Origin of the sequence: Micromonospora sp. NBRC 101691, assembly GCF_030269285.1 — a bacterium.
Taxonomy (GTDB): domain Bacteria; phylum Actinomycetota; class Actinomycetes; order Mycobacteriales; family Micromonosporaceae; genus Micromonospora; species Micromonospora echinospora.
Genome location: NZ_BSTB01000023.1, coordinates 62,426 through 82,958, shown reverse-complemented (window position 1 = coordinate 82,958; position 20,533 = coordinate 62,426). Strand labels below are relative to the sequence as shown.

At 72.8% G+C, this 20,533-nt stretch carries 22 protein-coding genes; 15 read left to right on the top strand and 7 right to left on the bottom strand.

The window, feature by feature from the left end; translation table 11 throughout:
- The first annotated feature begins 49 nt into the window (after positions 1 to 49).
- Together QSK20_RS27665 and QSK20_RS27660 are read left to right on the top strand one after the other, a co-directional pair.
- Positions 50 to 871 carry an HAD family hydrolase gene (locus tag QSK20_RS27665; protein ID WP_285791546.1) on the top strand — a complete coding sequence of 274 codons (822 nt, stop codon included), beginning with the start codon at positions 50 to 52 and terminating at the stop codon, positions 869 to 871.
- Positions 871 to 1,710, top strand: coding sequence for an HAD family hydrolase (locus QSK20_RS27660; RefSeq protein WP_285791545.1), 840 nt, complete (start codon positions 871 to 873; stop codon positions 1,708 to 1,710). The genes QSK20_RS27665 and QSK20_RS27660 overlap by 1 nt, the downstream gene beginning before the upstream one ends.
- A gap of 8 nt (positions 1,711 to 1,718) precedes the next feature.
- Here QSK20_RS27660 and QSK20_RS27655 read toward each other — a convergent pair whose 3' ends face one another.
- Together QSK20_RS27655 and QSK20_RS27650 are read right to left on the bottom strand one after the other, a co-directional pair.
- Complete coding sequence (locus QSK20_RS27655) at positions 1,719 to 2,324, bottom strand: bacterial proteasome activator family protein (RefSeq protein WP_285791544.1); 606 nt, start codon at positions 2,322 to 2,324, stop codon at positions 1,719 to 1,721.
- 70 nt (positions 2,325 to 2,394) lie between these two features.
- Positions 2,395 to 3,363 carry a GNAT family N-acetyltransferase gene (locus QSK20_RS27650; RefSeq protein ID WP_285791543.1) on the bottom strand — a complete coding sequence of 323 codons (969 nt, stop codon included), beginning with the start codon at positions 3,361 to 3,363 and terminating at the stop codon, positions 2,395 to 2,397.
- Between the two features lie 97 nt (positions 3,364 to 3,460).
- Between QSK20_RS27650 and QSK20_RS27645 the strand changes: the two genes are divergently transcribed.
- Together QSK20_RS27645 and QSK20_RS27640 are read left to right on the top strand one after the other, a co-directional pair.
- Positions 3,461 to 4,258, top strand: coding sequence for an alpha/beta hydrolase family protein (locus QSK20_RS27645; RefSeq protein ID WP_285791542.1), 798 nt, complete (start codon positions 3,461 to 3,463; stop codon positions 4,256 to 4,258).
- 89 nt (positions 4,259 to 4,347) lie between these two features.
- The gene (locus QSK20_RS27640; RefSeq protein WP_285791541.1) at positions 4,348 to 5,535 is read left to right on the top strand and encodes an ABC transporter substrate-binding protein; all 1,188 of its coding nucleotides are present in this window, start codon (positions 4,348 to 4,350) and stop codon (positions 5,533 to 5,535) included.
- A gap of 92 nt (positions 5,536 to 5,627) precedes the next feature.
- On the opposite strand, the gene ddaH is transcribed toward QSK20_RS27640, so the two are convergent.
- Entirely contained in the window at positions 5,628 to 6,461 is an 834-nt protein-coding gene (ddaH, locus tag QSK20_RS27635) for a dimethylargininase (protein WP_416906256.1), read from the bottom strand.
- A 59-nt stretch (positions 6,462 to 6,520) separates the two neighbouring features.
- Between ddaH and QSK20_RS27630 the strand changes: the two genes are divergently transcribed.
- Together QSK20_RS27630 and QSK20_RS27625 are read left to right on the top strand one after the other, a co-directional pair.
- Positions 6,521 to 6,979, top strand: a complete 459-nt coding sequence (locus QSK20_RS27630; RefSeq protein ID WP_285791540.1) for an Lrp/AsnC family transcriptional regulator — start codon at positions 6,521 to 6,523, stop codon at positions 6,977 to 6,979.
- A gap of 68 nt (positions 6,980 to 7,047) precedes the next feature.
- Positions 7,048 to 8,925, top strand: coding sequence for a beta-propeller domain-containing protein (locus QSK20_RS27625; RefSeq protein ID WP_285791539.1), 1,878 nt, complete (start codon positions 7,048 to 7,050; stop codon positions 8,923 to 8,925).
- A gap of 104 nt (positions 8,926 to 9,029) precedes the next feature.
- Here the strand turns inward: QSK20_RS27625 and QSK20_RS27620 are convergent, their stop codons facing one another.
- Genes QSK20_RS27620 through mobA form a run of 3 tightly spaced genes read right to left on the bottom strand, consistent with a single transcriptional unit; the run spans position 9,030 to position 11,047 of the window.
- A complete protein-coding gene (locus QSK20_RS27620; protein ID WP_285791538.1) occupies positions 9,030 to 10,139 on the bottom strand; it encodes a T3SS (YopN, CesT) and YbjN peptide-binding chaperone 1 in 1,110 nt (369 codons plus the stop codon).
- Positions 10,140 to 10,190: 51 nt separating this feature from the next.
- Entirely contained in the window at positions 10,191 to 10,448 is a 258-nt protein-coding gene (locus tag QSK20_RS27615) for a DUF6457 domain-containing protein (protein ID WP_285791537.1), read from the bottom strand.
- Positions 10,445 to 11,047 (bottom strand): molybdenum cofactor guanylyltransferase, encoded by a 603-nt coding sequence (gene mobA, locus QSK20_RS27610; protein WP_285791536.1) that lies wholly within the window; start codon positions 11,045 to 11,047, stop codon positions 10,445 to 10,447. Before mobA ends, QSK20_RS27615 begins: the two co-directional genes overlap by 4 nt.
- Before the next feature lie 61 nt (positions 11,048 to 11,108).
- Between mobA and fdhD the strand changes: the two genes are divergently transcribed.
- From fdhD to QSK20_RS27585, 5 genes are all read left to right on the top strand, one after another.
- Positions 11,109 to 11,954, top strand: coding sequence for a formate dehydrogenase accessory sulfurtransferase FdhD (gene fdhD / locus QSK20_RS27605; protein WP_285791535.1), 846 nt, complete (start codon positions 11,109 to 11,111; stop codon positions 11,952 to 11,954).
- A gap of 3 nt (positions 11,955 to 11,957) precedes the next feature.
- A complete protein-coding gene (locus QSK20_RS27600; protein WP_352232321.1) occupies positions 11,958 to 12,377 on the top strand; it encodes a tyrosine-protein phosphatase in 420 nt (139 codons plus the stop codon).
- 203 nt (positions 12,378 to 12,580) lie between these two features.
- A complete protein-coding gene (locus tag QSK20_RS27595) occupies positions 12,581 to 13,345 on the top strand; it encodes an SHOCT domain-containing protein (protein ID WP_285791533.1) in 765 nt (254 codons plus the stop codon).
- Between the two features lie 342 nt (positions 13,346 to 13,687).
- Entirely contained in the window at positions 13,688 to 14,674 is a 987-nt protein-coding gene (locus QSK20_RS27590) for a sigma-70 family RNA polymerase sigma factor (protein ID WP_352232323.1), read from the top strand.
- Positions 14,675 to 14,738: 64 nt separating this feature from the next.
- A complete protein-coding gene (locus QSK20_RS27585; protein WP_285791531.1) occupies positions 14,739 to 15,617 on the top strand; it encodes a YybH family protein in 879 nt (292 codons plus the stop codon).
- A gap of 154 nt (positions 15,618 to 15,771) precedes the next feature.
- Here the strand turns inward: QSK20_RS27585 and QSK20_RS27580 are convergent, their stop codons facing one another.
- On the bottom strand, positions 15,772 to 16,812 hold the full coding sequence (locus QSK20_RS27580; RefSeq protein WP_285791530.1) for a DUF4192 domain-containing protein: 1,041 nt from the start codon (positions 16,810 to 16,812) through the stop codon (positions 15,772 to 15,774).
- Between the two features lie 239 nt (positions 16,813 to 17,051).
- Between QSK20_RS27580 and QSK20_RS27575 the strand changes: the two genes are divergently transcribed.
- The 4 genes from QSK20_RS27575 to QSK20_RS27560 are packed head-to-tail and all read left to right on the top strand — an operon-like array spanning position 17,052 to position 20,525.
- Positions 17,052 to 17,969 carry a fructosamine kinase family protein gene (locus QSK20_RS27575; protein WP_285791583.1) on the top strand — a complete coding sequence of 306 codons (918 nt, stop codon included), beginning with the start codon at positions 17,052 to 17,054 and terminating at the stop codon, positions 17,967 to 17,969.
- Positions 17,966 to 18,979 carry a GTP 3',8-cyclase MoaA gene (moaA, locus tag QSK20_RS27570; protein WP_285791529.1) on the top strand — a complete coding sequence of 338 codons (1,014 nt, stop codon included), beginning with the start codon at positions 17,966 to 17,968 and terminating at the stop codon, positions 18,977 to 18,979. Before QSK20_RS27575 ends, moaA begins: the two co-directional genes overlap by 4 nt.
- Positions 18,980 to 19,010: 31 nt before the next feature.
- The gene (locus QSK20_RS27565; protein ID WP_285791528.1) at positions 19,011 to 19,265 is read left to right on the top strand and encodes a MoaD/ThiS family protein; all 255 of its coding nucleotides are present in this window, start codon (positions 19,011 to 19,013) and stop codon (positions 19,263 to 19,265) included.
- 12 nt (positions 19,266 to 19,277) lie between these two features.
- Positions 19,278 to 20,525 carry a metallophosphoesterase gene (locus QSK20_RS27560; RefSeq protein ID WP_285791527.1) on the top strand — a complete coding sequence of 416 codons (1,248 nt, stop codon included), beginning with the start codon at positions 19,278 to 19,280 and terminating at the stop codon, positions 20,523 to 20,525.
- Positions 20,526 to 20,533: the final 8 nt, after the last annotated feature.

The window sequence follows — 20,533 nt, the reverse complement described above, 5'->3', positions numbered from 1 at the left end:
TCCGACGACCAGTTCGGCTGGCGCGGCGGCGGCGGGCGAAGGAGGAGCGATGACCCGCCCGGGACTGCCGAAGATGATCGCCACCGACCTCGACGGAACGCTCGTCCGCAGCGACGAGACGGTCTCCGCGTTCACCCACGGCGTGCTCGACCGGATCCGGGCCGCCGGCATCCCGGTCGTCGGCGCGACCGGTCGGGGGCCACGACTGACGGAACTGACCCGCAACGACATCCGGGCCGCCGACTACCTGGTGATGGCCGGCGGCGGACGGGTGGTGGACCAGAGCGACCCGGCGGGGCCGGTGGTGCTCCGCGACGAGCGGCTCTCCGCGACGGCGCTGGCCGGCATCGTCGCCGACCTGGAGGCGGCGGTCGGCCCGCTGACCGTGATGGTCGAGGCCCTGGACGACCCGGGCGCCCCGCTCTGGGGCGACTACCACCCGAGTTGGCCCTACCAGGACCTGTTCGAGGCGCGTACCCGCTCGGAGTGCCTCACCCACGACGTGATCAAGGCGTTCGCGCGGACCCAGGACCACCACGTGGACGACTTGCTGGAGGCGGCGCGGGCCATCGTGCCGGCCGACGTGGCCACGCTCACCCAGGCCGGGCTCGGCTTCGTGGAGATCTGCCCGGCCGGGGTGGACAAGTCGACCGGTCTCACCGTGGTCGCCGAGGCGCTCGGCGTGGATCCGGCGGACGTGCTGGTCTTCGGTGACATGCCCAACGACCTGCCGATGTTCGAGTGGGCCGGCTGGGCCCGGGTGGCGGTCGCCAACGCCCACCCGATGGTGCGGGCCGCCGCCGACGAGGTGACCCTGCGGAACGACGACGACGGGGTGGCGGTGTACCTGGACCGGCTACTCTCCGGCTGATGGATCCGACCCCTCCACTTACCCCCGTCCGTCCCGTCCCCCGGCTCGTCGCCACCGACATCGACGGCACCCTGCTCGGCCCGGACCGGGCGCTGAGTCCCTACACCGCGCGGGTGCTGGAGCGGATCAGCACGCGGGGCACGCCGGTCGTGCTGGTCACCGGCCGTCCGATCCGCTGGTTGCAGGTGGTGTACGACCAGCTCCACGCGCCGCTGCCGGCGATCTGCGCGAACGGGGCGGTGGTCTACGACCCGGCCGCCGACGAGGTGCTGCGCGCCGACCCGCTCGCCCCGGAACTGCTGGCCGAGGTGGCCCGGCGGCTGCGGGCGGCGGTGCCGGGGGTGAGCCTCGCGGTGGAGGTGGTGGACAGCCGCCAGATGCGGCACGAGGCGCACTTCCCGCTGACCTGGGACGCCGACCCGACGGTGATCCGGGCGATCGAGACACCGGAGGAACTGCTCGCCGCCCCGGCGGTCAAGCTGCTGGCCCGGGCCGGGGTCCAGGACCCGGACCGGTTCACGTCGGTGGTGGCGGAGGCACTCGCCGGGCTGGCCGAGGCCACCCACTCGTCCCGCTCCGGGCTGGTGGAGATCTCCGCCTCCGGGGTGACCAAGGCCGCCGGGCTGGCCTGGTACTGCGCCCGGCAGGGGCTGTCCGCCCGGGACGTGCTGGCCTTCGGCGACATGCCGAACGACGTACCGATGCTGACCTGGGCCGGACGGGCGGTGGCGGTGGGCAATGCGCACCACGCCGTCCTGGCGATCGCCGACGAGGTGACCGCGGCGAACAGCGAGGACGGCGTGGCAGCGTACCTGGACCGGGTCTTCGGTCCGGTCTGAGCCCTCGGTCAGAGGTACTGGCCGGTGCTGTGCCCCTCGCCGGACGGCGGCTGGGGCATCCCCGGCATGCCGGGGATGACGGCCCCCGGCCCGCTGGGCAGCGCCTGCCGACCGCCGGACCGCATCTGCTCCAGCTGCACCCGGGCGGCCATCTGCTGGGCGACCAGCGCCGCCTGGATGCCGTGGAAGAGACCCTCCAGCCAGCCGACCAGCTGGGCGTGGGCGATCCGCAGCTCGCCCTCGCTCGGGGCCTTCTCCTCGGTGAAGGGCAGCGAGATCCGCTCCAGCTCGTCGCGGAGTTCCGGGGCGAGGCCCTCCTTCAGCTCGACGATCGACCGCTCGTGGATCTCCCGCATCCGGTGCCGGCTGGCGTCGTCGAGCGGGGCGGCCTTGACCTCCTCCAGGAGCTGCTTGATCATGCTCCCGATCCGCATCACCTTGGCCGGTTGCTCGACCAGACGGGCCGGGTCCTCCTGGTGTGCCTCGTCGGTCTGCACCGTGCCCACCGGTCGGCCGTCCGGGCCGACCACCACCACGGTGCCGGAGTGCCCGGTGCCGTCCCGGCCCGGCTCGTCCTTCTGTGCAGCGGAACGTCCTTCGGTCATGGCACCCATCTTTACCCAGGCCGGGGTGCCGCCGCTCGCCGGGCGGCCTCCTGGTCGGCAAGCAGGCTGGGCGGCCGGCTCAGTAGCCGACGAGACGGTGCAGCCGGAGGAACGTCTCGGTGAAGCCGAGCGCCGGCCAGGCACGCGAGGAGAGCAGGTTGGTCACCCGCCAGTCGGTGACCACGCTGTCGAATCCGCTGTCGGCGGCCCAGTCGACCACCGCCGTCCCGAGGGCCCGGCCGGCGCCGAGACCACGGGCCTGCGGGAAGACCGCGGCGAACGCGAGGAACCCGGCGTTCTCCGGGCGGGCCGGGCCGGAATGGCTGCTCGACCGCTCCAGCGCGCATCCCACCGCGGAGCCGATCACCTCGCCGTCACGTTCGGCCACGAACGTCGCGTAGACGGGGTCGTCGATGTCGTCCGCCCACTCGGCGAGGCTCTCCTCGACCGTGCCGACCCGGCCGGCGGAGAACGTCGGGGCGCGGCCCTGGTGCAGCGGCAACTCGACGTCGAGTCGGGCGAGCTGCGGGATGTCCGCCCGGGTGGCCCGGCGGACCGACAGCCGGGGGGTCGGGGGCGTCACCGGTCCGGACACCGGCCGGACGGCGTGTGCGTGCTGCTGGCCGAAGCCCAGGCGGAACCAGGCGCGGGTCAGCTCGGTGTCGTGTGCCGGCACGAGGACGTAGTGCGCCGAGCGGCCCTCGTCCACCCAGCGGGTGGCGGCGACCGCGTATAGGTCCCGCATCACCTCGGCTTCCGTCACCGCCTGCCCGGCCGCCTCGACCCAGACGTTCGGGCCCCACACCGGGGACGGCTTCGGGGCGCCGAGCAGGAACCCGACCGGCACACCGGCGCGGAGCGCGACCGCGCCGGACGCCTCCGCCGTCCCGAAGACGGCGGTCAGCTCCGCGACCGCGGCGTCGACCTCCTCGAACCGGGGGGACAGCAACGGCTGGGCGGCGCGGTGACGACGGTGCCGGGCGGCCAGCAGCGCGCCGCAGTCGGCCAGGTCGGCAGCCTCGAACGGCCTTACCTCCAGGGGGGACATGGCGGGCACGGTACCGACGGCCGGTCCGGCCGGCATCCGCTTTCCCGGCCGGCTCCCGCACCTGTCCCTCCCCGGCCGGGGGAGCTAGCGTCGCGGCATGTCTGCCGACCCCCGTGCGGTACTCACCCGCCCCGTCCCCGGCCCGGACGTCACGGTCGCCTACGGCGACCTGCCGGACCAGGTGGCCGACCTGCGCCGGCCGGTGGGCGCCGGAGGGCCCCGGCAGTTGGTCGTGGTGGTGCACGGCGGCTTCTGGCGGGCGGAGTACGACCGTACGCACACCGGTCCGCTGGCGGTCGGCCTGGCCGGGCTCGGGTATCCGGTGGCCCAGGTGGAGTACCGACGCACCGGGCAGCCGGGGGGCGGCTGGCCGGGCACGTTGACCGACGTACGGGACGCGGTGGCCGCGCTGCCCGGCCTGGCAGTGGCCGCGCTCCCCGACCGGGTGGCCCCCGGGCCGCCGCTGCTGGTGGGGCACTCCGCCGGTGGACAGCTCGCGCTGCACGTGGCCGCCGTCGCTCCGGCGACGGTCGCCGGGGTGCTGGCGCTGGCCCCGGTGGCGGACCTGGTCGAGGCGTACCGGCGGGATCTGGACGGCGGGGCGGTGGCCGCGCTGCTCGGCGGCGGCCCGACGGAGGTGCCCGACCGGTACGCGCTCGCCGACCCGTCGACCACGGTTCCGCTGCGGACGCCGACCGTGGTCGTACACGGTGCCCGCGACGAGCAGGTGCCGATCGCGCTGAGTCGGACATTCGTGTCGAAGGCCAGCGCAGCCGGGGCATGTGCGGCGCTCGTCGAACTGCCCGACTGCGAGCATTTCGGTGTTATCGATCCGACCTCGCCGGCATGGCCACAGGTGACGCGTGCGCTGCGATCATTACAACAAGATCAATGACCATTGACGGAGCGTGGGAGAGGGAGTAGAACGCCGAGGGGACCGCGACTGACCAGGCACCACCTCCCGGAAGGAACTCGGTGTAGCAGATGAACCGCAGGCGGGTGCTCCAACTGTTGGCCGCGACGGTCGGGACGACGGGGCTGACCGCCGCGTGCGGCACCGGCACGGACGACGACACGGCGGCTGCCGGCAGCCCCATCAAGATCGGGCTGATCGCGCCCCGGACCGGTGGTTACAAGCCGATCGGCGACGAGCTCCTGAACGGTTTCCAGCTCTTCCTCGACCTCAACGACCAGCACCTCGGCAACCGGCCGGTCACCCTGCTCACCGCCGACGAGGGGGAGAACGCCACCACCGGCAAGGCGGCCGTCGACAACCTGCTCCAGCAGGGGGCGCTCGCCCTGACCGGGGTGGTCAACTCCTCGGTGATGGTCGGCATCCGGGACGCCGTCGAGCAGGCCAGGGTGCCGCTGGTCGGCTCGGACGCCTCCCCCGCCACCCTGCAGAGCGTCGTCTACATCTGGCGGACGTCGTACGTGCTCGACGAGCCGGGCCGGGCGCTGGGCCGCTACCTCAAGCAGCAGATGCCGGCGAGGAGCCGGGTGGTGATCGTCGCCCCGGAGAACGTCGGCAGCCTCGACGTGGTCAAGGGGTTCACCCAGGAGTTCGGGGCGTCCGACCCACGACTGGTCGGTGAGCCGATCTGGACCCGCTTCTCCACCGACCCGGACGGCGGCTTCTTCGCCGCCGACATCGGCAAGGCGTTGGCCCGCGACCCGGACGCGATCTTCTGCTTCTACGCCGGCTCGGCGGCGGTGCAGTTCATCCGCCAGCTACGCGGCGCCGGGTACCGGGGACCGGTCTACGCCCCCGGTTTCCTCACCGAGGGCTCGGTGCTCAGCGAGATCAAGCCGGCCGAGGCGGCGAACATCATGACCTCGCTGAACTACTCCGCCGACCTGAACAACGCGGCGAACCGGCGGTTCGCGGCGGCGTACCGGAAGAAGCACAACGCCTCGCCGACCACGTACGCGATGGCGTCGTACGACGCGGCGCAGGTGCTGGACAAGGCGATCCGGCTCGCCGGCCCGGACGCCAACTCGCAGCAGGTCAACCTGGCCCTCGGCAAGGTCGGTCAGATCGACAGCCCACGCGGGTCCTGGCAGTTCAACCAGCCCCGAACGCCCCAGCAGCGGTGGTATCTGCGCCGGGTGCAGCTCGACGGCCAGGTGTTGGCGAACATGCTGGTCAGCGAACTGGCGACGCTGGGCTGAGGGACCGGTACGGGGTCGGCGACCGTGGTCCGGTCGCCGACCCCGTGACGGTCGAGCTCGGGGCGGCACCCGGCGGGCCACCAGCCGACTGCTCAGTGCCGCAACTCGGCGATGCAGCACTTCACGCTGCCGCCGCCCTTCTTCAGCTCGGTCAACTCGATCGGCACCGGGGTGTACCCGGCGGCCTTCAGCTTCTCGGCCAGTCGGGTGGCCTCGCTGTTGAGCATCACGTTCGCCCCGTCGCTGACCAGGTTGAGCCCGAAGGCGAGGGCGTCGGTGTCGTCCGCGACCACCGCGTCCGGGAAAAGCTGGGCCAGCACCCGCTGGCTGGCGTGGGAGAACGCGCCGGGAAAGTAGACGATGTTGGTGTCGTCGATCGCGGCAAGCGCCACGTCCAGGTGGTAGAAGCGCGGGTCGACCAGGTGCAGCGAGATCACCGGACGGCCGAGCGCCTCCTGCGCCTCGGCGTGGGCGGCCGGGTCGGTGCGGAAGCCGTACCCGGCGAGGACCAGACCGCCGTGCGCCTCCGGCACGTACGCGAAGTCGCCCTCGCCCTCGTTGGTCTCGTTCGGGGCGATGAACCGCCAGCCCTGTTCCTCGTAGAAGGCGCGGTGCGCGGCGGCCTCGGCGGCGCGTTGTTCGTGCTTGAAGCGCGCGCCGTAGACGATGCCGTCGACCACGAACGCGCCGTTGGCGGCGTAGACCATGTCCGGCAGACCCGCCTGCGGCTCCAGCAGGTGCACGGTGTGCCCGAGTTTGACCAGGGTCTCCCGCAGCCGGTCCCACTGCTTGACGGCCAGGGCGGCGTCGACCGGCGCGGTGACGTCCATCCACGGGTTGATCGCGTACTCGACCGCGAAGTGCCCGGGCGAGCACATGAGATATGTCCGCTTTCGCGGCACTCGCTGCTGGTTCACGATGACCAAGGTTAGGTACGGTAGACCGTCGTCAACAGCCACAACCATTGCTTCCGAGGGGCGGAACGTTGCAGATAGACGCCGTGGACCAGCGAATCATTGCGCTGCTCGTCGCGGACGCCCGTGCCTCGTACGCGGAGATCGGCACGCGCGTCTCGCTGTCCGCCCCGGCGGTCAAGCGGCGGGTCGACCGGTTGCGCGCCACCGGGGTGATCCGGGGATTCACCGCCGTCGTCGACCCGGCCGCTGTCGGCTGGACCACCGAGGCGTTCGTCGAGCTGTTCTGCGCCGGCCGGACCACCCCCGCCCAGATCGGCGCGGTCGCCCGCCGCCACCCGGAGGTGGTCGGCGCCTACACCGTCTCCGGCGAGGCGGACGCCCTGGTGCACCTGCGGGCCGCCGACATGAGCCACCTCGAACAGGCGCTGGAGAAGCTCCGCGCGGAGCCCTTCGTCACCTCGACCCGCAGCGCCATCGTGCTGTCCCGGCTGGTCGAGTCACCCGGGGTCGGTCCCTCCACCCGCTGAGCGCCGCGCCGCCCCACCAATCCGGACAAGGTGGGGAACCAGTTCGACCCGTGCTGCGTCGGATCGGCATGAAGCGGGGAATCGTCGCTCTCACCGGACTCGCCCTGGTGGCCGGTTGCACGGCCGGCACTCCGAAGCCGGACCGCACCGAGCGTTCCACCGTCACCCTTCGGCTGGTCGCCTTCGACTCCTGCGCGGACGCCCTGACCGACCTGCGCGCCGCCGCCCGGAAGGCGGTCGGTCCGTGGGGTTTGCCGAGGCCCCAGGAAGCGCCGGACCTCGTCGGCGCCGAGGGGGGCGGCGCACGTTCGGGTGCCGCCCCGGCCGACGCGCCACCGCAGCACTCGGCCACCAACAACCACGAGGCCGCCGCCGACGAACCCGACGTGATCAAGACCGACGGCACCCGGATCGTCTCGATCGTCGGGAGCAAACTGCTCGTCGTCGACCCCGCCCGCCGGGTCCGGACCGGCCAGCTCGAACTCAGCCGGGCCGCCGGGGCCGGTCACTGGTGGTTGAGCAAGCTGCTGCTGCACGGGGACCGGGCGATCGTCCTGGCCGCAGCCGCGTACGACCCACCAGCCGGCATCGTCCGGCCGAGCGTCGGACTTCCGACGGACACCCGGGCCCTCCTGATCGACCTGTCCGGTACCCCCCGGGTGCTCGGCTCGTACCGCATCGACGGGGAACTGGTCGACGCCCGCAAGATCGGCGACACCGCCCGGGTGGTGGTCCGGTCCCGCCCACGGATCTCCTTCCCCCGGCCCGCCGAGGACGCCACCGACGCGGAGCGGACCACGGCGAACCAAGCGGCGATCGACCGGGCTCCGGTGGAGGACTGGCTGCCCCGCTACGAGTGGACCGACGGCGGTGAGCGGCGGACCGGGCAGCTCCCCTGCAACCGGCTGTCCCGGCCGACCGGGCACACCGGCAGCGGACTGCTGAGCCTGCTCAGCTTCGACCTCGGCACCGGAAAACTGGGCGACGGCGAACCGACGAGCGTCGTGGCGGAGGGCGACACCGTCTACGGCACCGGTGCCAACCTCTACGTCGCCGACACCCTGGGCACGCGGTCGGCGACCCTCCGGATGGGCGGGCCCCGCCCGCCCGCCGAGACGGTCGTCCACCGGTTCGACCTGGCCTCGCCCGGCCAACCCCGCTACACCGCCTCCGGATCCGTCCCCGGTCACCTGCTCAACCAGTACGCGCTCTCCGAGTGGAAGGGACACCTGCGGGTCGCCACCACCACCGAACCGGAGGGCCGGTCCCGCGCCGGCGAGTCCAGTTCGGCGGTGTACGTGCTGCGTACCGACGGGGACGAACTGCGCCGGGTCGGCATGGTCGACGGACTCGGCCGGGGTGAACGGATCTATTCGGTGCGCTACCTCGGCGACACCGGGTACGTGGTCACCTTCCGGGAGACCGACCCGCTGTACACGCTCGACCTGCGCGACCCGACCGCGCCGAAGGTGACCGGCGAGCTGAAGATCACCGGCTACTCGGGGCACCTGCAACCGGTGGGCGAGGGTCGGCTGCTCGGAGTCGGGCAGGAGGCCAACGAGCGGGGCGTCCGCCAGGGGCTGCTGGTCTCCCTCTTCGACGTGGCCGATCCGGCGAAGCCGACGCGGATCGCCCACTACCACCGGCCGGGAACGTACTCGCCGGCCGAGCACGACCCGCACGCCCTGCTGTACTGGCCGGCGAGCGGACTGGTGGTGCTGCCGGTGTCCGGGCACCGGCCCGTCGGGCAGGAGGCGTTGGTGCTGCGGACCGACGGGTCACGGCTCACCGAGGTCGGCCGCGTCGCGCACCCCGGCGACGATCACCGGGCCGGCGTCATCCGCTCCCTGATCGTCGGCGACACCCTCTGGACCCTCTCCGACGTCGGGCTCCAGGCCACCGACCCGACCAACCTCGCCGGACGGAGCTGGATCCCGGCGACCTGAACCTTCCTCCCCTCAACGGGTGGGGCCCGGCTCTCGGGGTTTGCCGGGCCCCACCCGCCTCCCCGTCAGCGGTGCCACGACCGGCAGGTGGTCGGGGCGCCGCGTCAGAGGTACATGCCGGTCCGGTGCTCGCCCGACTCCTCCTCGCGCCGGCTGGGCTTGTCGCCCTCCCCGAAGAACCGCTTGCCGCCGAACTCGCCGTGCAGCCGGTCGTCCAGTTCGTCCGCCAGCCCCGTCATCACCTGCACGGCCAGCATGAGGTGGGTGGCCTGGAAGTTCCGGCCGAAGACCGGAATGGAGGCCCACACCGTGTCCTCGGCGCAGTAGAGCCGCCCGATCGGCATCCGGTTGGTCAGTTCGGAGAGCTTGACGTACAGCCGCTCGGTCGGCTCCACCTCGGTGAGCACCGGGGAGAAGACGTCGACCAGGGGCGGATTGTCGCGGACCCGGACGAAGACCATCGCCGAGCCGGCCCGGATGTTGATGTCACCGTCCGAGTCGACCTGAAGCTTGTCCGAGTCCGACTTGAGCATGCTGGAGACGACCGTCCGGACCTGCTCGGCCAGCGCCATGACGTCGTTCGTCCCGGTCTGGGTGGCCGCGGCGGCGAGTGCCTCGTCGAGATCCGCCTCGACGTCGCGGTCCGGGCCGAACTCGCTGCGCGCGGTGCCGAGCGGACCCGTCGGGAGCGGCTCTCCCTCGACGTCGTGCACCAGGTAGACCAGGAACGCCGGGTGTGGTGCCCCGTAGACGTCCCGGAGGGTGCGGGAGACGACCGCCGCCAGACGGGTCGCCCCGTCGGCGGCGCCGATCAGGCCGAAGTACTCCCCGGACCCCTCCACCACCCCCGGCGGCGACCAGCCGAGCGCGATCATGTCGGCCACCGCCGCACGGTTCAGCCGGTACCCCTCCGGCAGGGTGGCGTTGCCGACCGCGCGGGCGACGAGCCGCCCCTCGTCGTCGACGTCCACGCTGATCGAGTAGACGGCGTCGCCGGTGCCGGACGCGGTGGGGTCGAGGGTGACCGCCAGGTGCGCGCCCACCGGCAGGTCGCCGAGCCGCGCGGCGAGTGCCCGGGCGAACTCCCGCCACGCCTCGGTCACCTTGGCGCGCAGGTCGGCCGTGGTCGGCTCGTCGAGAAGGATTGACTCATGGTGATCCGGCATGGCGCCGGCCGCGCCATCGGCCGGCGTCGAGGGGTGGTCTGCCGTCATGATCGCCTCCGTCCGTCAGGGCCACCCTACCCAGGGCACCGGGCGGGCGAATCAACCCGCGGTGCCCGCACCGCCCAACTCCACCGGCCAGGACCGGGCCAGCCCGCCGAGCCGCGCCGCGGTCGCCGCCGGGTCCGCGCCCCGACCGACCGCCAGCCCCAGCAGGTACGCGGTGACCGGCGCGCCCGGACGCAGCACGTTGTGGGCGACGTCCCGGGCGAGGTCGAGCACCTCCGGCACCGGCACCCCGGTCGGGTCGAGGTCCAGTTCGGCACAGGCCGCCGCCACCCAGTCGTCCATCCGCGTCATCGCGTCCACTCCTCCGCCCGACGTACGTCGTCGTCAGTGTCGCAGTCGAACCAGGGCGGCGGGCCCTCCCCGGACCAGCGCAGCTCGGCCACGGTCAGCCCGGCCAGGAGCGCCCGGACCGACGCCCCGGTGAGCCCGCCCCGGTCGGCGGTGAGCCGGTCGACGGCAGCCCGCAGGGGAGCCACCCGCCAGAGACCGCAGAGCGACTGCCGCCGGCCCTCCGGGTCGACGTGGCAGACCCCGTCGGCGTTGGGGTCGGCGGCGAGCGCCCGGCGCAGCTCGCCCACGGCCGGGGCGGTGAGCAACGGCAGGTCACCGGCGAGCAGCGCGACCGTGGTCGTCCCCGGTGGCAGCAGGGCCAGTCCGGCGGCGACGGCCGCGACCGGCCCGCCACCGGCGGGTTCCTCCCGGGTCAGCCGGACGTCGGCGGGCACGGGGGTGGTGTCCGGGCCGACCACGATCCGGGGCGTCGCGTCGGCGACCGCTGCCAGGACCCGGTCCCGCATCGGGCGTCCCCCGATCGGGAGGCCGGGCTTGTCGACCCCACCCAGCCGACGCGCCGCGCCGCCGGTCAACACCACCGCCGCATAGCCGGACATCCACCCACGGTAGCCCTCGCCGGGTGCACGTCGCGGTCGCCGGGCAGGGCAGGATGGGCGGATGGGACGGGCGACTGACCGACGCAACGTGCTCCGCATCGACCTCGGACCGGACGGACGGGTGGTCCGCCGGCCGGACAACCTGGCCGCCGAGGAGCCGCTGGAGATCCGGGTCGGCCCGGCCGGTCCGGCCCGTCGGCGTCCCCTCGCGGTCACCATGCGGACGCCCGGCGACGATCTCGACCTGGCGCTGGGCTTCCTGCTCACCGAGGGGCTGATCCGGTCGACCGACGACGTGCACACCGCCCAGCTCTGCGCCGGGACGGAGACGCCGAACACGTACAACGTGGTCGACGTGGTGCTGGCCGCCGGCGTACCCGAGCCGGCCACCGACCCGGCCCGCAACTTCTACACCACCAGTTCCTGCGGGGTGTGCGGCAAGGCGAGCATCGACTCGGTGCGTACCCGTTCGGCGTACCGGGTCGCCGACGATCCGACGACCGTGCCGGCCAGCGTGCTCGCCGCGCTCCCGGACACGCTGCGTTCCGCCCAGCGTGGCTTCGACCGCACCGGCGGACTGCACGCGGCCGGCCTGTTCACCCCGACCGGGGAGCTGGTCGTGCTGCGGGAGGACGTCGGTCGGCACAACGCGGTGGACAAGGTGGTCGGCTGGGCCGTCCGGGAACGGCGGCTGCCGCTGGCCGGGCACCTGCTCCTGGTCTCCGGACGGGCCAGCTTCGAACTGACCCAGAAGGCGTGGATGGCCGGGGTGCCGCTCCTGGCGGCGGTCTCCGCGCCGAGCACCCTCGCCGCCGACCTGGCCGCCGAGGCGGGGATGACCCTGGTCGGCTTCCTCCGTGGCGACACCATGAACGTCTACACCGGCGACCACCGGATCAGCCGCTGACGCGTGATCGGCGTACAGAGGATCGAAGGATGCTTGACTGGTCCGGCTGTCGGAACGCCCGTGACCTCGGGGGTCTTTCCACGGCCGACGGACACCTACGCCCCGATGCTCGACCACAACCGCCACCGGATCGGGACAGCCTTCCGGGCCGTGGCCGAGGCGCCGCCGGGCGGTGTCCTCGTGCACTGCACCGCCGGACGGGACCGCACCGGCGTCCTGGTGGCGCTCCTGCTGGCCGTTGCCGGGGTGACCGCCGAGGACGTCGCCGCGGACTACGCGCTCACCGACGCCTGTTCGCCGCAGCCGATGCGGCACACCCTCGCCCACCTCGACCAGCACCACGGCGGCCTCCGGGCGTACCTGCTGGCGGCGGGTGTCGGGGCAGAGGCACTCGTGGCGGTGCGTGAGCGGCTGCTGGCGTGAGCGCTCAGCGCCGTGGCCGCCGAACTCGACAACCGACCACGCACGGTTCTCGGCTGTCCGGTGCGGTCGGATACGTACGGCGTGTCGGTGGCCGCTGATGTCGGACGCCGGGCGGTCGGCTTCCGGACACGATCCCGATCACCGTGATGCCACCCTTGGCGAGGCTTGCGATCATCGCGGCCTCGACCGCATCTGGAGCGTGGATGAAGACTGCCGCACGTGACATCGCAAGCCTGGTGATCGGCTTGATCGGCATCGTGCTGCTGGGCATCGGGCTGAATCACGTGCTCGACATCGGCAGTTGCGCGTCGGGGGGTCCGTATGTGACCGCACGTCCCTGCCCCGAGGGCTCGACGGCCTTGTTCTGGCTGTCGCTGACCGGTGCGATCATGTGGATGTTGGGCATCGTCGCGAGCAAGCAGGCCTTTTTCCAGCCGGGCGCCGGGCAGGTGTTGTGGACGGCCGGGTTCGCCGGAGGCGGTGCCGCCCTGCTGGTCAAGGTACTCACCCAGCCGTCGATGCCACCGGACGCGCGGCTCGGGGCGTCCATCGTGGCCGCGGTCTCCATTCCGATGGGCCTGGTCGTCGGGGTCGTCGGGCTCGTGCAACTCGTACGGCAGCGGGGTGCAGGCGGCAGCGGGTCACCACGGACGAAGGGCGGTGCCCGGACCGGGAACCCGCGGCGTCGAGGCGGTCCGACGGGTGCCGTACGCGCCCCCTGGGTGTGGCTGAAGGCCCTGAACGATTTGCGGAGCACCGGAGCGCTCACGCGCGAGGAGTTCGACGCGCTCAAAGCCGACCTGGCCGGCTCCGAGCCGGAGGGCTCGCAGCCGCCGGCGACCGACCGCGTCGTCCTGATCCGAGAGCTGGCCGGCCAGCGGGCCTCGGGAGCCCTGAGCGCGGAGGAGTTCGAGGCCAGGAAACGCAGCGTCATGGTCGGTGATCGGGTCGGCTCACCCAAGCGGTGACGCCGGTGCCCACCCATGCGGATCTGGCTCCCCCCTGAATCTCGTGATCAGCCTGGTGCTTCGCAACCAGTTTCAGGTCATCCGCAAGGGGAACCTTCGACGGGCCACCGGTCGTCGCTGTGTGTGCGGATGACGTCCGGGCTTGCCATGTACGAGGCGTGTAGAGGTGCGACGACGTCCGGACATGCCGATGTGCGTGCGTCTGATCACGGTGGCCGCGACGAGGTAGGCGTGGCCGGGCCGCGTCGGTGGTGTCGTTGTAGCGTGACGGTTGTGGGTCATGGCGGCGATCCTGGGAGTGGATTGGATCGGGTTGGCGAGTCCGACGTGGCGCAGTTGTTGGTGGCGGCGCGGGCGGGTGATGGTGACGCATTCGGCCGTCTGGTCGGGCCGTTGCGGGACGAGCTGCGCGCGCACTGCTACCGGATGCTCGGGTCGGTTCATGACGCGGAGGACGCGGTCCAGGAGGCCTTGGATCGGGCGTGGCGCAGCCTGGACCGGTTCGAGGATCACGGTTCGATCCGGCCGTGGCTGTACAAGATCGCGACGAACCGGTCGCTGACGATTATCGAGCGTCGGGGGCGGCGCGAGTTGCCCACCGATCTGAGCCCGGACGGTGTTCCGCTGGCGGAGGCGGTGTGGCTGGAGCCGTACCCGGATCGGCTGATGGGTTGGACGACGCGGCTGGGTCCGGAAGCCCGCGTCCTCGCGCGGGAGAGCGTGGAGTTGGCGTTCGTCGCCGCCTTGCAGCACCTGTCCGCTCGGCAACGCGCTGTCCTGCTGTTGCGCGATGTCCTTGGTTACGCCAGCAGCGAGGCAGCCGACCTGTTGGACACCACGGTCCCTGCGGTCAACAGCGCGTTGCAACGGGCCCGCAAGGTGCTTGCCGGTCTGCTTCCGGACACCAGCCAGCACCAGACGCTCGACGCGCTGGGCGACGCTGCGCAGCGGGAGCTGGCCAAGCGGTACATGAGCGCGTGGGAGGCCGGTGACGTCGACGCCATTGTGGCGATGTTGACCGAGGACGCACGCTACTCGATGCCGCCGCTGAGGGTTTGGTACGAAGGCTACGACGGGATCCGCGGGTTCCTGGTCGACGCCGCGCTGCGGCATCGGTGGCGCTTCCTGCCGGCGTGGGCGAACGGGCAGCTCGCGTTCGGAACCTATCTGTGGAACGACGAGCGGGGCGTATACGCCCCGGCTGGCTTGGACCTGGTGGCGCTGCGCGGCCAGCGGATCGTCGAGGTGGTCTCGTTCCTCGACGCTGACTTTCCGACCTTCGGCCTGCCGGCCCAGCTGACAGGAAATGATTCGTCTGACGCGCGATGATTTTGCCGACCGGCGCGGGTTGTAGTCCTGACGGACGCACCAACCCGCACGAACGGAGCCGAGCATGTCCACCGATGAGGAACAGATCCGTACCCTGATCGAACGCTGGACCCAGGCGGTCCACGCCGGAGACCTCACCGCGGTCCTTGCCGACCACGCCGAGGACATCGTCATGTTCGACGTGCCGCCACCGCATCAGGGCGTGCGTGGCCTCGACGCATACGGTCAGACCTGGCCGCCGTTCTTCCGGTGGCAGGCCCAGGGTGCCTCGTTCGAGATCGAGTCGTTGGACGTCACCGCTGGCGACGACGTCGCCTTCGCGTACGCCCTGCTGCGCTGTGGCACCGAGCACGACTTCGCCGACAATCCTGACAACCGGCTGCGGCTGACGTTCGGCCTGCGCAAGCAGGACGGCAGGTGGGTTGTCGCCCATGAGCACCACTCCTTTCCGCTCACCGACGGCACCACCACGGCGGATGCCCCCGATCGCGGCCAGGAGCGGGACACCGTCACGCAGGACCTGCGCCGGCTACACCAACGCTGGTTCGACAGCACGGCCGCGAAAGACCTCGACGGCCTGATGGCTCCCGTCGCCGACGACGTCATCTCCTACGAGCACGAGCAGCCGCTGCAGTACACCGGTGTCCAGGCCATGCGCGAGGTCTGCAAGGCCGGCCTCGACGTGTCCGGCGACGGCACTGTCACCTGGACCGTTCCCGACCTGAAGATACTGGTCGACGGCGATCTCGCCGTCGCGTGGGGCCTCAATCACATGCGGCTGAATCCGACCGACGCTCACACTGCCGAGAGCTGGTCCCGGGGCACCCGGATCTTCCAGCGCAGAAACGGCACCTGGCTGCTGATCCATCAGCACCTGTCCTACCCCTACGACCCAGCCACCGGCGCCACCAAGGCCGACCTCCGCCCCGACCCGGAACCCTGACAGTCGCGGCAGATCCAACGCTCGCCCATGCCGCGGATCGCGCGTTGCACAGCGTCACCGCCGCCGATCCGGATGGCGTTGGGTCGTGCCGGCCGGGACGCCTCTTCTGGCGTGCACCGGCCAGCGTCGCGCGGTGCCCGAGTAGGCGTCGTGCTCAGCGGCGGCCCCGCCGACGGCGGCGACGGCTGGTGCGCTTGTCGTTGAGCACCGGCCAGTCGGTCAGCCGGGACGGTGGCACGCCCTGGCGGAGCAGGTCGTCGAGGAGCAACGCCATCGAGTAGTCGGGGTTGCGGGCGAGCACCCGTTCCAGGGCGACCGCCGCCAACGCGCCCTGCCCGGCCCGGAACGCGGCGAAGGCCAGCAGGCAGCCCGGGGCGGCGGTCAACTCCGGCTCGCTCCGGCGGAACACGTCCGCCCAGAGCGTGAGGTGCTCGTCCGCGCCGTCGGTGCGTTCCCACACCTCGTCCCGTGCCGGCACGAAGGTCAGCAGTAATCCGAGCCAGGCGACGTCGTCGTCGGTCGACCGTTCCCCGCGTCGGGTTCGTTCCACCGCCGCGCGGTGCGCCTGCCGGGCCGCCCCGATCATCGCCCGGCCGGAGACCAGTTCTTCGGGGGGCACCGCACCGATCAGGTCGCCGAGACGCTCCCGGGCCTGCACGGTGGCCTCCCGCAGCGCCTCCCGGGCCGGTCCCTCCACCGGGGCCACCTGAGCGGTCAACGCCGCCCGGTCGGGAAGGGCGACTTGGCCGGCGAAGACGGCGGCGGCGGTGACCTGGCTGGCCCGGGGGTCGTACCGGGTGCCCTCCGGGGGGCAACACCCCGGGTCGACGCAGAGGTACGACCAGTAGCGCCCGTCCTCCACCCGCAGGGCGTCCAACACGGCGAGGCCGATCCCGTCCAGCTCCCGGCGGACCGCGTCGAGCGTCGCGGTGACCCGGGCGGCCGGACCGTACCCGATGGCGGTGGCCGCGTCGGCGCCCTGCCGACCGATCACGGCGGCGAGGTAGCGGGCGACGGGACCGGCGTCGGTGCCGGGTGGTGCCAGGTCGGCGCGCGCGGCGAAGATGATCTGCTTCTCCCGGAGCGCGACCAGCACCACGCTGTCGGCCGGGTGGAAGCCGAGAAGGTACGGCACGGCGGCGATCAGGTCGGCGGGGGAGCGGACGGCGAGCCGGGGGCGGTCGGTGGAGTTCATGCCCGCAGCCTGCGCCGGGGACGGACCGGCGGGGAGGCCCTGTGGACGACACGCGTTCCGTCCACAGGTCGGGGGCGCCCCGGCCCAGGTCAGCGCGAACGTGCAGTCAGTGCAGGATCGCGTGCGCGGCGGCAGGCGAGACGGCTGGGGCGCCGTGCCGACCGGTGGGCGCACCGCCGGGGCAGCTCGACAGCGTCCCGACGGGCACCATGCCGCCGCCGACCGGCTACCTTGCGCACATGGACCTGGCCTACCTGCGGGCGCACCCGGCGCACCTGCCGACCTTCCTGACCCATCAGCGGATCCGGGAGACGCCGGTCTCCGGTGGCAGCATCTGCGCCGCCTCCCGGCTCACCCTGGACGACGGCCACTCGGTCTTCGCCAAGACCTGGCCGGAGGGAGCCGCACAGCCGGTCCCGGTGGGGTTCTTCACGACCGAGGCGGCCGGACTGCGCTGGCTGCGCGACGCGGACGCGGTGGCCGTACCCGAGGTGCTGGTGGCGCTGCCGGAGCTGCTGGCCGTCGACTGGATCGAGCCGGGCGAACCGACCCCCGCCGCCGCCGAGCGGTTCGGGCGGGAGCTGGCCGCGTTGCACCGCAGCGGCGCGCCGGTGTTCGGAGCCGACTGGCCCGGCTTCGTCGGCGCGCTCGACCAGGACAACACCCCCGATCCGGGGCCGTGGTCGACCTGGTTCGCGCAGCGCCGGCTCCTGCCGTACCTCCGGCGCTCGGTCGACGTCGGCGCGCTCACCGCCACCGAGACCGCGCTGGTCGAGCGGGTGATCGACACCGTCGGGGAGTACGGCGGCGACGAGCCGCCGGCCCGGATCCACGGTGACCTGTGGCCGGGCAACGTGGTCTGGGGCCTGGACGGGCGGGCCTGGCTGGTGGACCCGGCCGCGCACGGTGGTCACCGCGAGACCGACCTGGCCCAGCTGGCGCTCTTCGGCGGCGCACCCCACCTGGACCGGATCCTGGCCGCCTACCGGGAGGCGTGGCCGTTGGCCGACGGATGGCGCGAGCGCGTGCCCCTGCACCAGCTCCACCTGCTGCTGGTGCACACCGCGGCGTTCGGCGCGACCTGGCGGGAGGCGGTCGGCCGGTGTGCCCGAGAGGTGATCGACGGAACCCCCGACCGCGCTACCGTCGAGCAATGAGCGCGGACCAGCCGAACGCGGGCGGCCTCGTCGACCGGTACGGCCGGACCGCCCGCAGCCTGCGCGTGTCGTTGACCGACAAGTGCAACCTGCGTTGCACGTACTGCATGCCGGCGGAGGGACTGCCCTGGCTGGCCGGGCCCGACCTGCTCGCCGACGACGAGGTCGTCCGGCTGGTCGGGGTGGCGGTGCGCCGGCTCGGGGTGACCGAGGTGCGGTTCACCGGCGGAGAGCCGCTGATCCGCCCCGGGCTCACCCGGATCGTGGCCGCCGTGGCGATGTTGCGTCCCCGCCCCCGGATCACGCTGACCACGAACGGGATCGGACTGGAGCGGGTCGCGCCCGCGCTGGCCGCCGCCGGGCTGGACCGGGTGAACGTCTCCCTGGACACGCTGGACGCCGACCGGTTCGTCCGGTTGACCCGGCGCCCCCGTCTCGCGGACGTGCTCGCCGGCCTGGCCGGAGCGGCGGCGGCCGGGCTCCGTCCGGTCAAGGTCAACGCGGTGCTGATGCGCGGGGTCAACGACGACGAGGCGCCCGCCCTGCTCCGCTTCGCCCTGGACCACGGCTACGAGCTGCGGTTCATCGAGCAGATGCCGTTGGACGCCCAGCATGGCTGGGACCGGTCCGCCATGGTCACCGCCGACGAGATCCTCACCGCCCTGACCGGGGCGTTCGACCTGAGGCCCGACCCGGTCGTACGTGGGGCGGCCCCGGCCGAGAGCTGGCTGGTCGACGGCGGCCCGGCCCGGGTCGGGGTGATCGCCAGCGTCACCCGGCCGTTCTGCGGTGACTGCGACCGCACCCGGCTCACCGCCGACGGGCAGGTCCGGTCCTGCCTCTTCGCCACCTCGGAGTCGGACCTGCGCGGGGCGCTGCGCGCCGGGGCGGACGACGCCGAACTGGCCCGCCGCTGGCAGCGGGCGATGTGGGACAAGGCCGCCGGACACGGCATCGACGACCCGACCTTCCTGCAACCCGCCCGGCCGATGTCGGCGATCGGAGGCTGACGTGCGACCGGACACCCGGACCCCGCAGGGGATGCCTGAGACACAGGTCACCATCCGCTACTTCGCCGGGGCCCGGGCCGCCGCCGGACGCGCCGAGGAGAACGCGGCTGCCGGGCGTACGCTCGACGAGGTCCTCGACGACCTGGTCGGGCGGCACGGCGACCGGCTCGCCCGGGTGCTCCGGGCCGCGAGTTTCCTGGTCGATGGCGTGACCTGTCATGATCGTCGGACCCCGCTCCCCGCCGGGGCCACGATCGACGTCCTGCCCCCGTTCGCCGGGGGCTGAGGGAGGCAACGCGTGTTGGCGGTCCTGGGCTTCGTGGGCACCCTGGCCCTGGTCACCGGTCTGATCCACCTCTACCTCTGGAAGCGACTGGTCCGGGACACCACCAGCCCCGGTCGTTGGCGGCGGATCGGCACGGTCACCGTGCTGGTGCTGGCGGTGCTCGTACCGGTGACCATGGTCGGCACCCAGGCGGGCCTCTACTGGCTGGCCTGGCCCGGGTACCTCTGGCTGGCGGTGATGTTCTACCTGCTGGTCGTCCTGGTCGCGCTGGAGGTGCCGATGCTGGTGGCCCGGCTGGTGCTGCGCCGCCGGGTCGCCGCCGCCGAACCGACCGCCGCCGCCCCGGAACCGGCCCTGGTGGGGGCCGCCGGCACCGCCGACCCGCCGGCCGCCGACGCGGTACGGCAACCCGACCACGACCCCTCCCGCCGGCTGCTGCTGGCCCGTGGCGCGGCGATCTTCGCCGGGCTCACCGCGACCGGCGTGACCGGGTACGGCATCCGCACCGCGCTCGGTCCGCCCCAGCTCGACCGGGTGCAGATCCCGCTGGCGAAGCTGCCCCGCAGCATGGACGGGCTGCGCATCGCCACCGTCTCCGACATCCACCTCGGCCCGCTGCGCGGGCGGGCGCACACCGAGCGGATCGTGGCCGCCATCAACCGACTCGACGCCGACCTGGTCGCGGTCGTCGGTGACCTGGTCGACGGCAGTGTCGCCGAACTGGGGGAGGCCGCCGCTCCCCTGCGTGACCTGCGCTCCCGCTTCGGCAGCTTCTTCGTCACCGGCAACCACGAGTACTACTCCGGGGTCGAGGAGTGGGTGCAGGAGGTGGACCGGCTCGGCCTGCGGGTGCTCCAGAACGAGCGGTTGGAGATCGCCGCCCGGGGTGGCGTGCTGGACCTGGCCGGGGTCAACGACCCGTCCGGCGAGGGCGGCACCGGTCTGGCCGCCGGGCCGGACTACGCGGCGGCGCTCGCCGACCGGGACACCTCCCGGCCGGTGGTGCTCCTGGCCCACCAGCCGGTGGCCGCGCTGGAGGCCTCGAAGTTCGACGTCGACCTGCAACTGAGCGGGCACACGCACGGCGGGCAGATCGTCCCGTTCAACGTGGCCGTCCGACTCGAACAGCCGGTCGTCTCGGGCCTCGGCGAGGTGGACGGCACCAAGGTCTACGTGACCAACGGCGCGGGCTTCTGGGGCCCGCCGGTACGCGTCGGCGCGGAGCCCCAGATCACCCTGGTCGAACTCCGTTCCCGCTGACCTGCGGG

Bases quoted from the DNA above. Each gene is read 5' to 3' on its own strand.
- mobA (WP_285791536.1), bottom strand. From the start codon at position 11,047: ATGTCCGGCTATGCGGCGGTGGTGTTGACCGGCGGCGCGGCGCGTCGG.
- QSK20_RS27595 (WP_285791533.1), top strand. From the start codon at position 12,581: ATGAAGACTGCCGCACGTGACATCGCAAGCCTGGTGATCGGCTTGATC.
- QSK20_RS27650 (WP_285791543.1), bottom strand. From the start codon at position 3,363: ATGTCCCCCCTGGAGGTAAGGCCGTTCGAGGCTGCCGACCTGGCCGAC.
- QSK20_RS27645 (WP_285791542.1), top strand. From the start codon at position 3,461: ATGTCTGCCGACCCCCGTGCGGTACTCACCCGCCCCGTCCCCGGCCCG.
- QSK20_RS27665 (WP_285791546.1), top strand. From the start codon at position 50: ATGACCCGCCCGGGACTGCCGAAGATGATCGCCACCGACCTCGACGGA.
- QSK20_RS27625 (WP_285791539.1), top strand. From the start codon at position 7,048: ATGAAGCGGGGAATCGTCGCTCTCACCGGACTCGCCCTGGTGGCCGGT.
- QSK20_RS27575 (WP_285791583.1), top strand. From the start codon at position 17,052: ATGGACCTGGCCTACCTGCGGGCGCACCCGGCGCACCTGCCGACCTTC.
- QSK20_RS27615 (WP_285791537.1), bottom strand. From the start codon at position 10,448: ATGACGCGGATGGACGACTGGGTGGCGGCGGCCTGTGCCGAACTGGAC.
- moaA (WP_285791529.1), top strand. From the start codon at position 17,966: ATGAGCGCGGACCAGCCGAACGCGGGCGGCCTCGTCGACCGGTACGGC.
- QSK20_RS27565 (WP_285791528.1), top strand. From the start codon at position 19,011: ATGCCTGAGACACAGGTCACCATCCGCTACTTCGCCGGGGCCCGGGCC.
- fdhD (WP_285791535.1), top strand. From the start codon at position 11,109: ATGGGACGGGCGACTGACCGACGCAACGTGCTCCGCATCGACCTCGGA.
- QSK20_RS27585 (WP_285791531.1), top strand. From the start codon at position 14,739: ATGTCCACCGATGAGGAACAGATCCGTACCCTGATCGAACGCTGGACC.
- QSK20_RS27620 (WP_285791538.1), bottom strand. From the start codon at position 10,139: ATGACGGCAGACCACCCCTCGACGCCGGCCGATGGCGCGGCCGGCGCC.
- QSK20_RS27655 (WP_285791544.1), bottom strand. From the start codon at position 2,324: ATGGGTGCCATGACCGAAGGACGTTCCGCTGCACAGAAGGACGAGCCG.
- QSK20_RS27660 (WP_285791545.1), top strand. From the start codon at position 871: ATGGATCCGACCCCTCCACTTACCCCCGTCCGTCCCGTCCCCCGGCTC.
- QSK20_RS27640 (WP_285791541.1), top strand. From the start codon at position 4,348: ATGAACCGCAGGCGGGTGCTCCAACTGTTGGCCGCGACGGTCGGGACG.
- QSK20_RS27580 (WP_285791530.1), bottom strand. From the start codon at position 16,812: ATGAACTCCACCGACCGCCCCCGGCTCGCCGTCCGCTCCCCCGCCGAC.